Genomic DNA, 11,637 nt, shown 5'->3' with positions numbered 1-11,637 from the left:
GGGCCGGCGGGCGCCCGCGGCCTCCGGGCGCTTGGATACACCCGCCGGGAGGCCCCCCCCCCCCCCCCCCCCCCCCCCCCCCCCCCCCTCCACTCAGGCCAGCTGCTGCCAGGCGGCGCGACGGGCGGCCTGCTCGTCGGGGTCGGGCACCGGAAGCGAGGCCAGCAGCCGCTGGGTGTACGGGTGCTGCGGCGCGCCGAGCACCTGCTCCCCGGTCCCCTCCTCGACCAGCTCGCCGCGGTAGAGCACCGCGATCCGGTCGGCGAGCAGGTCGACCACGGCCAGGTCGTGGCTGATGAACAGGCAGGCGAAGCCCAGCTCGCGCTGCAGCTCGTCGAACAGGTCGAGCACCCGCGCCTGCACCGAGACGTCGAGGGCGGACGTCGGCTCGTCGGCGATGAGCAGCTCCGGGCCGAGCGCGAGGGCCCGCGCCAGGCTGGCCCGCTGCCGCTGCCCGCCGGAGAGCTCGTGCGGGAAGCGGTCCCCGAACGACCTCGGCAGCTGCACCGCCTCGAGCAGCTCGTCGACCCGGCCGCGGGCGGCGTGGGCGTCGCGGGCCCGGCCGTGCACGACCAGCGGCTCGGCGACGGCCTGCGCGATGGTGAGCAGCGGGTTGAAGCTCGACGCCGGGTCCTGGAAGACGAACCCGATCCGCTCCCGCACCGGGCGGAAGCGGCGCTCCTTGACGCCGTTCATCTCCGTGCCGAGCACCGACAGCGACCCGCCGGTGACCTTGGTCAGGCCGGCGATGGCCCGCCCGATCGTGGTCTTGCCGCTGCCGCTCTCCCCGACCAGACCCAGGACCTCGCCGGGCCGGATCGAGAAGCTGACGCCGTCGACCGCGGTGAAGTCCGGCTTGCGCAGCCGGCCCGGGTAGACGATCCGCAGGTCGCGGGCCTCGACCACCGGCGCGGCCTCCGCCCAGCCCACGGGCCGCGCGGCCGCGCGCTCGGCCGTGCGCGCCCGGCCCTGCCCGAGCCGCGGCACCGAGCCGAGCAGCTGCTTCGTGTACTCCTCGTGCGGGTTCGCGAACAGGGTCCGGACGTCGGCCTGCTCGACCAGCTCGCCCTGGTACATGACCGCGACCCGGTCGGCGAGGTCGGCCACGACGCCCATGTTGTGCGTGATCAGCACGATCGCGGTGCCGAACTCGTCGCGGCAGCGGCGCAGGAGGTCGAGGATCTCGGCCTGCACCGTGACGTCGAGGGCGGTGGTCGGCTCGTCGGCGATGATCACGCCGGGGTCGAGCACGAGCGCCTGCGCGATGACGATGCGCTGCTTCTGCCCGCCGGAGAACTGGTGCGGGTACGAGTCGATCCGCTTCTCGGGCTCGGGGATGCCGACCCGGCGCAGGACGTCGATCGCCTTGGCGCGGGCCTCGGCACGCGAGAGCCGGCCGTGCGCCCGCAGGCCCTCGATGATCTGCCAGCCCACCGGGTAGACGGGGTTGAGCGCGGTCGAGGGCTCCTGGAAGACCATCGCCGCGTCCCGCCCGCGGATCTCCCCGAGCCCGGACCGCTTCAGCGTCACCACGTCGGCGCTGCTGCTGCCGTCCTTGCGGGTCAGCAGCACCGCGCCGCGGGTGGTGGCGGTCTCCGGCAGCAGACCGAGGATGCTGCGCGCGGTCACGGTCTTGCCGCTGCCGCTCTCCCCGACCACGGCGAGCACCTCGCCGGGCGCCACCTGCAGGGACACGTCCTGGACGGCGACCACCCGGCCGGCGTCGGTGGCGAAGGTGACCGAGAGGTCCCGGATGTCGACGACGGGGTCCATCGCTCGCTCCCTCATGACGTGGACTCGATCCCGGCCAGCCCGCCCGGACCGGCGCCCAGCGGGCCGCCGGGCACAACGGTGACCTCGCCGGTCTCGCCGGCCTCGGCCGCCCGCCGGCTGCGCAGCCGCGGGTCGGCCAGGTCGTTGAGGCTCTCCCCCACCAGCGTCAGGCCGAGGACGACCAGCACGATCGCCAGGCCGGGGAACACCGACGTCCACCAGATGCCGCTGGTGACGTCGGACAGCGCCCGGTTGAGGTCGAAGCCCCACTCGGCGGCCGCGGTCGGCTCGATGCCGAAGCCGAGGAAGCCCAGCGACGCCAGGGTGAGGATCGCCTCCGACGCGTTGAGCGTGAGGATCAGCGGCAGCGTGCGGGTCGCGTTGCGCAGCACGTGCCGGGTCATGATCCGCCAGTGGTTGGCGCCGATCACCTTGGCCGACTCCACGTACGCCTCGGCCTTGATCCGCACCGTCTCGGCGCGGACCACCCGCAGGTACTGCGGGATGTAGATGACGGTGATGGCGATCGCCGCGGCGAACACACCGCCCCACAGGCTCGACTGCCCGCCGCTGATGACGATCGCGGTGACGATGGCCAGCAGCAGCGGCGGGAAGGCGTAGATGGCGTCGGCGATCACGACGAGCACCCGGTCCAGCCAGCCGCCGAAGTAGCCCGAGACCAGCCCGAGCAGCACGCCGAGGAACAGCGACAGCACGATCGCGACCACGATGACGGCCAGCGCCGTCCGCGTCCCGTAGATCACCCGGGAGAGGACGTCGTAGCCGCCGACGGTGGTGCCCAGCCAGTGCTCGCCCGACGGGGACTGCTGGGCGCCGAAGGGCCCGTCGGCGTCGCGCAGCTGGTTGTAGCCGTAGGGCGCGAGCAGGTCGGCGAGCAGCGCCGTCAGCAGGAACAGCCCGGTCAGCACGAGGCCGGCGACGAGCATGCCGCGCTGCAGCCCGACGGACTGCTTGAGCTGCCGCACCAGGGGCAGCCCGCGGCGGCGGCGGACCGGGGCGTCGGGGGCCGCAGCGGTGGTGGCCATCAGTACCTCACCCGGGGGTCGATCAGGGCGGCGATGACGTCGACGACGAAGTTGGTGACCGCGACGACCACCGCCAGCAGCACCACCAGCCCCTGGACGGCGACGAAGTCGCGGGCCTGCAGGAACTCCGACAGCTGGAAGCCCAGGCCGCGCCACTCGAAGGTGGTCTCGGTGAGCACCGCGCCGCCGAGCAGCAGCGCGACCTGCAGGCCGACGACGGTGATGATCGGGATGAGCGCGGGCCGGTAGGCGTGCTTGCGCAGCAGCCGGCGCTCGCTGACGCCGCGCGAGCGCGCCGCCTCGACGTAGCCCATGTTCAGCGTGCCGATCACGTTGGTGCGGACCAGCCGGAGGAAGACCCCGGCGGTGAGCAGGCCGAGGGCGACGGCGGGGAGCACGGCGTGCTCCAACACGTCGCGGATCACCTCGCCGTTGCCGGTCTTGATCGCGTCGACGAGGTAGATGCCGGTCGGGTCGTCCACCGAGGTCTGGATGAGGATCTCGCTGCGGGTCGAGGCCCGGCCGTTGGCCGGCAGCCAGCCCAGGCCGCTGCTGAACACCAGCTTGAGCACCATGCCGGCGAAGAAGACCGGCGTCGCGTAGCAGAGGATCGCGAAGACGCGCAGGACGGCGTCGGGCCACCGGTCGCGCGCGTAGGCCGCGAACCGGCCCAGCGGGATGCCGACGACGAAGGCCACGATCAACGCGTAGAAGGCCAGCTCGAGGGTCGCGGCGCCGAAGTCGGCGAGCACCTCGGTGACGGGCTGGTTGGTCGACAGCGTGGTGCCGAAGTCCAGCCGGACCAGGTCGCCCAGGTACTCCAGGTACTGGGTGAACAGCGGCCGGTCGTACCCGGCGGCGGCGACCCGCTCGGCCAGCTCCGCGGGGCCGAGCCGGCCGCCCAGCGCCGCGGTGATCGGGTCACCGGTCGTGCGCATGAGGAAGAAGACCGTCGTCACCAGGACGAAGATCGTCGGGAAGATCAACAGGAACCGGACCGCGATGTAGCTGCCCAGCCCGCCGCCGCTGCGGCGTCGGCGCGTGGGGCCCGCGGCCTCCGGTACGGCGACCGGCTCGCCGGTCAGCTCGGTGCTCGTGGTGGTCATCTCTCCTGCTCGTCCTCCGCCGGCGGCGGGCCGCACATGGGGAGGCCCCGGGTGATCGCCGCGAGGCCGATCACCCGGGGCCGGGTGGTGCTGGGGTGCCGTCAGGCCCGCTCGAGAGCCCCGTAGCGGAACTTGAACGACGGGTCCAGGGTGTCCTGGGCCCCGGTCACGCCGGCGCGGACGACGGCGATCTGCGCACCCTGCAGGTAGGGCAGCGTCGACAGGTCGGCGGCGACGAGGTCCTGGATCTGCTCGATCAGGGCCGTGCGCGCTGCCTCGTCCGGCGTGGCCAGCTGCTGCAGGATCAGGTCGTTGACCTGCTGGTTGTCGTAGTGGTTGCTGAGGAAGTTCTCCGTGAGGAAGAACGGCGTCAGGTAGTTGTCGGCGTCGGAGTAGTCCGGGAACCAGCCCAGCTGGTAGGCGGGGTAGGTGTCGGCGACGCGCTGCTCGGAGTACTGCGTCCACTCCGTCGTCTGCAGGTCGACGGTGAACAGGCCGCTGGCCTCCAGCTGGTCCTTGATCAGCGCGTACTCGTCACCCGACGACGGGCCGTAGTGGTCGTTCGAGTACTGCAGCGACAGCTGCACCGGCGTCTGCACGCCGGCCGCCTGCAGGCGCTGGGCCGCACGCTCGGCGTCCGGGCCGCCCTGGCCGTCGCCGTAGAGCTCCTGCAGCGACTGGGTCGCGCCGGTCAGGCCGTCCGCGACGTAGGAGTACAGCGGGGTGTAGGTGCCCTTGTAGACCTGGTCGGCGAGCTCCTGCCGGTCGAGCAGGTCGGCCATCGCCTGGCGGACGGCGAGCGCCTTGGCCGGGTCGGCCTCGGCGGTCGTCGCGCCGTAGGGCTGGGTGTTGAAGTTGAAGACGATGTAGCGGATCTCGCCGCCGGGGCCGTCGACGACCTCGACGTCGTCGTTGCCGCGCAGGTCCTCGACGTCGGTCGCGGTCAGGCTGCGGTAGGCGACGTCGACCGCGCCCTCCTCGATGTCCAGCTTCAGGTTCGAGGACTCGGCGTAGTAGCGGACGTTGATCGTGTCCGTCTTCGGCGCGCCGAGCAGGCCCTGGTAGTCGGGGTTGGCCTCGTAGGAGATCAGGTCGTTGATCTCGTAGCTGGTGATCACGTACGGGCCGGCGAAGGCGTTGCCCTCGACGATCTCGTCGTCCGGGGTCAGCGAGTCGGCCGAGAAGACGTCCTCGTCGACGATCGGACCCACCGGGCTGGAGAGCACCTGCGGGAAGGTCTGGTCGTCGGGCTGCGCCAGGTTGAACACGACGGTGGTGTCGTCGGGCGCCTCGACGCTCTCGAGGTTGGCCAGCAGCGAGGACGGGCCGTTCTCGTCGGCGATCGCGACCTGGCGGTCGAACGAGAACTTGACGTCCGAGGAGGTCAGCTCGTTGCCGTTGGCGAAGGTCAGGCCCGGCTTGAGGGTGACCGTGTACTGCGTCGGCGAGGTGAACTCCGCCGACTCGGCGATGTCCGGCTCCACCTCGGGGCTGCCCAGAGGGGTGTTGAGCAGGAACGGGTAGACCTGGTTCATGACGGCGAAGGAGCCGTTGTCGTAGGAACCGGCCGGGTCGATCGTCGTGATCTTGTCGGTCGTGCCGATGATCAGCGCGTCGCCGCCACCGCCACCGCCGCCCGAGCCGCCGTCGTCACCGGAACCGCCGCACGCGGAGAGGGCCAGGGCCGTCACCGCGATGCCTGCCGTGGCCGCACGCATGCGGCGCCCACTGCTTCCCAGGGGGGTCATCCACTACCTCGTCTACGACTGTGGTCGCTCGCCGTCTCTCGCGGCGAGGGAGCCAACTCCACTCGAACTGTTGGCTACCCATGGGTAGCACGTCGCTCAGCGCTGAGGAACAGCTCGGAGGATGTTCATCGGATCGTGACGCTCGCCGGAGATCATCCGGTGGATCATTCGCGACTCGGGCGGCGATCCGCCCCGGTGGTCACGCGTCGATCCGGCGGCGGCCCTCGAACGCGCGGCCCAGCGTCACCTCGTCGGCGTACTCCAGGTCGCCGCCGACCGGCAGCCCGCTGGCCAGCCGGGACACCGCCAGACCCATGGGCGCGACCAGCCGCGCGAGGTACGCCGCGGTCGCCTCGCCCTCGAGGTTGGGGTCGGTGGCGATGATCAGCTCGGTGACCTGACCGTTCATCAGCCGGGTCATCAGCTCCTTGACCCGCAGGTCGTCGGGGCCGATGCCCTCGATCGGGCTGATGGCGCCGCCGAGCACGTGGTAGCGGCCGCGGAACTCCCGGGTGCGCTCGATCGCGACGACGTCCTTGGGCTCCTCGACGACGCAGATGACGTCCTCGGTGCGGCGGGGGTCGCGGCAGATGCGGCACTGCTCGCCCTCGGCCACGTTGAAACACGTCACGCAGAAGCGCACCTCCGCCTGCACGCGCTGCAACGCGGCGACGAGCCGGCCGACGTCGGCGGACTCCGCCGCGAGCAGGTGGAAGGCGATGCGCTGCGCGCTCTTGGGCCCGACGCCGGGGAGGCGGCCGAGCTCGTCGATGAGGTCCTGGACGGCCCCCTCGTACACGGGATGACTCCTGTCGGTTCTCTGCGGGTGCCCGGCTCAGGCGCCGGGCAGCCCCAGCCCGCCGCCGAGGCCACCGGCGAGGGGGCCCATGCGGCTGGCGGCCAGCTCGTTGGCGGCGCGGCCGGCGTCGCGGACGGCGGCCACGACGAGGTCCTGCAGCGTCTCGAGGTCGTCCGGGTCGACGGCGGCCGGCGAGATGGTGACCGCGGTCAGCTCGCCGCTGCCGGTCATCGTCGCGGTGACCAGGCCACCGCCGGCCGAGCCGGTCACCTGCTCGTTCGCCAGCTGCTCCTGGGCGGCGACCAACTGCTGCTGCATCTGCTGCGCCTGCTGCATGAGCTGCTGCAGGTCGGGGGCGCCTCCACCGGGGAACATGCGTCGAGCGTAGGCCCGGGGGACGACGTCCGTGGCAGGCTCGGGCCCGTGCGGCGTGCCGGGGTGGGGATGGTCCTGGTCACCCTGGTGCTGGCCGGCTGCGGCGGCGGCTCGGCGGACGCGGGCGCGCCCGCTCCGTCGTCGTCCGCGTCGCCGGCCACCGCGTCGGCGTCGCTCGTGCCGGTCCCCTCGTCGGCGGCCCCGCCGGGGACCCCCGCTCCCCCGTCCCCGTCGCTCGTCCCGCCGTCCCCGGCGCCGGCACCGGTCGTCGTCCTCGACCCCGGCCACAACGGCGGCAACGCCGCCGCGCCCGGGGTGGTGGACGCGCCCGTGCCGGACGGCGCGGGCGGCACGAAGGCCTGCAACACCACCGGCACCGCGACCGACGCCGGGTACCCGGAGCACGCCTTCACCTGGGACGTCGCGCTGCGCGCCCGGGACCTGCTCACCGCGGCCGGCGTCGAGGTGGTGCTGACCCGCGCCGACGACACCGGGGTCGGCCCCTGCGTGGACGTGCGCGGGGCGCTGCCCGGGCAGGTGCGCGCGGCGGCGTTCGTCGGCATCCACGGCGACGGCGCCGCGCCGGCCGGCCGCGGCTTCCACGTGATCACGTCGTCGCTGGACCCGGCCGGCCCGCAGGTGGCGGCGGGCACCGACGCGCTCGCCCGCGCGCTGCGCGACGCGCTCGCGCCCGTGGTGCCACCGGCCACCTACGTCGGGTCCGGCGGCCTGGACGACCGCCCCGACCTGGCCGCGCTGAACCTGGCGACGACGCCGGCGGTCTACGTCGAGTGCGGGAACATGCGCAACGCCGCCGACGCCGCGCTGATGAGCGACGCCGCCGGCCGGCAGGTGCTCGCCGAGCGGCTGGCGGCGGGGGTGCTCACCTTCCTCGGCAGGTGAGCACCCGGGACGGACCGACTCCGGGGTGCCGCGGCGCCCGCGGCGCCTCGCGGGGAGGAGTCAGGCCTTCACTCGTCGATCGGGCGGGCGCCGAGCTGGGCGCGCAGCAGGGAGAGCGCGGCCTGCTCGGGGTCGACGGCGGGCGCCGGCTCGCGGTCGTCGGAGGCCTCCGCCTCGCGCTCGGCCATGAGCTCGCGCGCCTCGGCGGCCTCGGCGGCCGCCTGCGCCTCGCGCACGGCCTCCCGGTCCACCGCCGGGGCGCGGCCCGGGGCGGCCGGGCGGCCGGCGCCCTCGACGACGGCCTGCACCTTCCACCGGACGCCCAGCAGCTCGTGCAGCGCCGTCCGGACGATCTCCTGGTTCAGCTCGTCGCCGAGCATCTTGGCCAGCGCCGGGGAGGTCATGGCCAGGTGCAGGGTGCCGCCGGCCAGGTCGTGCACCTGCGCCGACTTGAGCAGCGCCTCGGTGGTCCGCTTGTGCTTGCGGACGACGGCGAGCAGCTCCGGCCACACCCGCCGGACGTCGGCGGTGGTCAGGTCGCTCCCGGACGCCGGCCCGGCGCCGTCGGGCGGGTTCGCCGAGACGACGGGCGTGGGTTCTCCGCCGCGCGGCGCGGGCGCGGACTCCGCGGCCGCCCGGGGCGGTGCGCTCTCGCGCGGCGTGCCGACGCGGGCCGCGGCGGCGCGGGCGGCCGCCGGCTCGGCCGGGTGCGGCCAGTCCTCGTCGTCGGTGGGCTCGGGCGGCAGGGGGATGTCGGGCTCGTCGGTGGCCACCCGGCGGCGGGGCGCCTCCTCCGCCGCGGCGGGCGCGGGCGGGCGGGCGGGCGCGGCCGGGGCGGCGGGGGCCGGGGTGCGGGCGCCGGACCCGGGCTGCACCGTCTCCGGCCAGTCGTCATCCGCAGCCGGAGCGGGGGCCGCCGCCGGAGCGGGGGCCGCCGCCGGAGCGGGCGCCGGCGCGCTCGCCGCCGGGGCGACGGGGGCGGACCGCTCGCGCGCGGGCGGCGCCTGCTCGGGAGCCGGCTCGACGGGGGCGGGGGGTGTCGCGGGCGGTGCGGCCGGAGCCGAGGGCGCGGCCGGGGCAGCGGCGGACTGGGACCTGCGGACGAACTCGCGGCGCGGCGCGCCGGAGGGAGCGGGCGACGCCGGGGCCTCGGCGGCCGGGCGGGCGGGCGCCGCCTCCCGGACGGGCGTCTCCCGCACGGGCGCCTCCCGCACGGGGACGTCGCCCGCGGGGCGTCCCGCGTGCTCGCCGGCGATGGACATCCGCCGCTCCAGGCGCTCGAGACGCTGGAGGGTGGCGGCCGCCGCGTCGTCGGTGCCGGGCAGGAGCATGCGGGCGCAGACGAGCTCGAGCAGCAGCCGCGGCGCCGTCGTCCCCCGCATCTCGGTGAGCCCGGCGTGGACCGTGTCGGCCATCCGCGAGAGCGTCGCCGAGCCCAGCGCGCGGGCCTGGGAGCTCATGAGGTCCAGCCGGTCGGGCGGGCAGTCGAGCAGCCCGTTGCCGCCGGCCTCGGGCACCGCGTCCAGGACGATGAGGTCGCGCAGCCGGTCGAGCAGGTCGGTGGCGAACCGGCGCGGGTCGTGGCCGGCCTCGACCACCCGGTCGACGGCCCGGAAGACGCCGGGCGCGTCGGAGGCGGCCAGCGCGTCGATGGTCTCGTCGAGCAGCGCGTCGTCGGTGACGCCGAGCAGGCCGACCGCGGAGGCGTAGGTGACCCCCTCGGGGCCGGCGCCGGCGAGCAGCTGGTCGAGGATCGACAGCGAGTCGCGGACCGAGCCGCCGCCGGCGCGGACCACGAGCGGGAACACGGTCGGCTCGACGGTGACGCCCTCGGCGGCGCAGGTGCGCTCCAGCAGGCCGCGCAGCGTCGACGGCGGCACGAGCCGGAACGGGTAGTGGTGGGTGCGCGAGCGGATGGTGGGCAGCACCTTGTCCGGCTCGGTCGTGGCGAAGACGAAGACGAGGAACTCCGGCGGCTCCTCGACCACCTTGAGCAGGGCGTTGAAGCCCTGCGTGGTGACCATGTGGGCCTCGTCGACGATGTAGACCTTGTAGCGGCTGTTGACCGGCGCGAAGAAGGCGCGTTCGCGCAGGTCGCGGGCGTCGTCGACGCCGCCGTGGCTGGCCGCGTCGATCTCGATGACGTCGAGCGAGCCGGGGCCGTCGGGCGCCAGCGCGACGCAGGAGCCGCAGACGCCGCAGGGGGTCGAGGTGGGGCCCTGCTCGCAGTTCAGCGAGCGGGCGAGGATGCGCGCCGAGGAGGTCTTGCCGCAGCCGCGGGGGCCGCTGAACAGGTAGGCGTGGTTGATCCGGCCGCCGTCGACGGCGTTCACCAGCGGGGCGGTGACGTGCTCCTGCCCGACCACCTCGGCGAAGGTCGCCGGGCGGTACTTCCGGTAGAGCGCCAGAGCCACGGACGCAGGTTACGTGGAGGGACCGACGGCGGAGCGCACACGCGGCGGGACGCCGGACACAGCCGTCGCCGACCGCCGACGACGTCCGCGGACCGCTCTGCGGCCGCTTCCCGGACCTCGCCGGCCGGATCCCGTCGGGATCGTCCGCAGGCCACCGGCGAGGTGACCCGGAAAAGGAAAGGGACCCCCCGCGCACCCGCCAGAGCCCGCTTATCCTTGCTGCCTTCCGGCCCTGGGGAGGTTCACAGGGTGACGCCACACGAGGGGTCTGCGCCCACTGTAGAGGAAAGCGCTCGGACCCCGGGGAGGCCGCCCCCTACGCTGACCCCATGACGCTGTGGCCCCGTCCCGAGGCTCGCCCCGAGCCTGCGAGGGGTGAGGAGGACGGGGTCCTCCTCCTGCCCCCGCCCCGCTCCTGACCCGGAGCGCCGCGCACCCCTGACGCCCGCCGGCTGCGCGCCGGCCGTCCGCCCGTGCTCCGGACCGCCGTCCCCCGATCCGGAACCGTCCAGGAGCGTCATGTCCACCCCCTCTCCCATCGCGCCCGCGCGCGACGTCTCCTCCGCGGCGTCCCGCCGCGGCTTCCTGCTCGTCGTCCTCGCCGCCCTGTGCTGGGGGACGTCGGGGATCAGCGGCCGCGTCGTGGCCGACCGCAGCGACCTCTCCCCGCTCGACGTCGCGTGGTACCGGCTGGCGATCGGCGCGGTGGTGCTGCTGGCCGCCTGGGCGCTGACCGCCCGGCGGCGCACCACCGCCGTCGCGGTGACCAGGCCGGTCGTCCTGCGGCTGGTGCTCGTCGGCGCCGGGCTCGCCGCCTACCAGCTGGCCTACTTCAGCGCGGTCGCCCGGGCCGGGGTCAGCATCGCGACCCTCGTGGCCCTGGGCCTGGCCCCGCTGCTCATCGCCGTGGGCGCGGCGCTGCTGGGGCACGGCCGGCCCAGCCGGACGACGGTCGTCGCGCTGGCCGTCGCGCTGGCCGGGCTGACCCTGCTGGTCGGGGCGTCGGCCGGCGCCGACACCGGGACCGCCGTCCTCCTCGGCACCCTGGTCGCCTCCGGTTCGGCACTCGGGTACGCCGTCGTCACCCTCGCCGGGGGCGGCGTGCCGGCCGGCGTGCCGGTGACCCTGGTGGGCTTCGGCGGCGGGGCGCTGCTGCTCACGCCGGCGGTGCTGGCCGCGGGGCTCACCGTCCCGACCGACCCGGTGGCCGTCGCGGTCCTGCTCTACCTCGGGTTCGTGCCGAGCGCGCTGGCCTACGGCCTCTTCTTCACGGGTGTGCGCACGGTGCCGGGGGCGGTCGCGTCGATCGTGACGCTCCTGGAGCCGCTCACCGCGACGGCGCTGGCCACCGCGTTCCTCGGGGAGCGGCTGGCGCCGGGTGCGGTCGTCGGCGGGCTGCTCCTGCTGGCCGCGGTCGCCGGCCTCTACCTGCGGGAGCTGGGTCGCGCCCCGGAGGCCGAGGGCGGGCTGTGA

Annotated in this window: 9 protein-coding genes and 1 other RNA gene; 2 read left to right on the top strand and 8 right to left on the bottom strand. The window is 74.8% G+C overall.

Annotated features, from left to right (window positions below; genetic code table 11):
• Nucleotides 1-93: 93 nt before the first annotated feature.
• The 6 genes from ACI8AX_RS20800 to ACI8AX_RS20775 all read right to left on the bottom strand — a co-directional run bounded on the left by ACI8AX_RS20800 (nt 94) and on the right by ACI8AX_RS20775 (nt 6,847).
• Nucleotides 94-1,773 (bottom strand): ABC transporter ATP-binding protein, encoded by a 1,680-nt coding sequence (locus ACI8AX_RS20800; RefSeq protein ID WP_456551768.1) that lies wholly within the window; start codon nt 1,771-1,773, stop codon nt 94-96.
• Between the two features lie 11 nt (nt 1,774-1,784).
• Nucleotides 1,785-2,819, bottom strand: coding sequence for an ABC transporter permease (locus tag ACI8AX_RS20795; RefSeq protein ID WP_456551767.1), 1,035 nt, complete (start codon nt 2,817-2,819; stop codon nt 1,785-1,787).
• On the bottom strand, nt 2,819-3,925 hold the full coding sequence (locus ACI8AX_RS20790) for an ABC transporter permease (protein ID WP_456551766.1): 1,107 nt from the start codon (nt 3,923-3,925) through the stop codon (nt 2,819-2,821). Before ACI8AX_RS20790 ends, ACI8AX_RS20795 begins: the two co-directional genes overlap by 1 nt.
• 101 nt (nt 3,926-4,026) lie before the next feature.
• The gene (locus tag ACI8AX_RS20785) at nt 4,027-5,643 is read right to left on the bottom strand and encodes an ABC transporter substrate-binding protein (RefSeq protein ID WP_456551765.1); all 1,617 of its coding nucleotides are present in this window, start codon (nt 5,641-5,643) and stop codon (nt 4,027-4,029) included.
• 229 nt (nt 5,644-5,872) lie between these two features.
• Nucleotides 5,873-6,472, bottom strand: a complete 600-nt coding sequence (recR, locus tag ACI8AX_RS20780; protein WP_456551764.1) for a recombination mediator RecR — start codon at nt 6,470-6,472, stop codon at nt 5,873-5,875.
• A gap of 36 nt (nt 6,473-6,508) precedes the next feature.
• Nucleotides 6,509-6,847: a YbaB/EbfC family nucleoid-associated protein gene (locus ACI8AX_RS20775; RefSeq protein ID WP_456551763.1), complete on the bottom strand. Its 339-nt coding sequence runs from the start codon at nt 6,845-6,847 to the stop codon at nt 6,509-6,511.
• A gap of 48 nt (nt 6,848-6,895) precedes the next feature.
• Here ACI8AX_RS20775 and ACI8AX_RS20770 point away from each other — a divergent pair, with 48 nt between their 5' ends.
• Nucleotides 6,896-7,750, top strand: coding sequence for an N-acetylmuramoyl-L-alanine amidase (locus tag ACI8AX_RS20770; RefSeq protein ID WP_456551762.1), 855 nt, complete (start codon nt 6,896-6,898; stop codon nt 7,748-7,750).
• Nucleotides 7,751-7,818: 68 nt separating this feature from the next.
• Here the strand turns inward: ACI8AX_RS20770 and ACI8AX_RS20765 are convergent, their stop codons facing one another.
• Together ACI8AX_RS20765 and ffs are read right to left on the bottom strand one after the other, a co-directional pair.
• Nucleotides 7,819-10,164, bottom strand: coding sequence for a DNA polymerase III subunit gamma and tau (locus tag ACI8AX_RS20765; protein WP_456551761.1), 2,346 nt, complete (start codon nt 10,162-10,164; stop codon nt 7,819-7,821).
• 176 nt (nt 10,165-10,340) lie between these two features.
• Nucleotides 10,341-10,436, bottom strand: an RNA gene (ffs, locus tag ACI8AX_RS20760) — signal recognition particle sRNA small type.
• Between the two features lie 247 nt (nt 10,437-10,683).
• Here ffs and ACI8AX_RS20755 point away from each other — a divergent pair.
• Complete coding sequence (locus ACI8AX_RS20755; RefSeq protein WP_456551760.1) at nt 10,684-11,637, top strand: DMT family transporter; 954 nt, start codon at nt 10,684-10,686, stop codon at nt 11,635-11,637.

This window comes from Blastococcus sp. SYSU D00813, assembly GCF_054050735.1.
Note: the sequence above shows the minus strand (reverse complement) of the source record. Positions and strands in the feature narration are given on the sequence as shown.

Excerpts from the sequence above, each read along its gene's own strand:
- ACI8AX_RS20785 (WP_456551765.1), bottom strand. The coding sequence starts at position 5,643 with ATGCGTGCGGCCACGGCAGGCATCGCGGTGACGGCCCTGGCCCTCTCC.
- ACI8AX_RS20775 (WP_456551763.1), bottom strand. The coding sequence starts at position 6,847 with ATGTTCCCCGGTGGAGGCGCCCCCGACCTGCAGCAGCTCATGCAGCAG.
- ACI8AX_RS20795 (WP_456551767.1), bottom strand. The coding sequence starts at position 2,819 with ATGGCCACCACCGCTGCGGCCCCCGACGCCCCGGTCCGCCGCCGCCGC.
- ACI8AX_RS20800 (WP_456551768.1), bottom strand. The coding sequence starts at position 1,773 with ATGGACCCCGTCGTCGACATCCGGGACCTCTCGGTCACCTTCGCCACC.
- ACI8AX_RS20755 (WP_456551760.1), top strand. The coding sequence starts at position 10,684 with ATGTCCACCCCCTCTCCCATCGCGCCCGCGCGCGACGTCTCCTCCGCG.
- ACI8AX_RS20790 (WP_456551766.1), bottom strand. The coding sequence starts at position 3,925 with ATGACCACCACGAGCACCGAGCTGACCGGCGAGCCGGTCGCCGTACCG.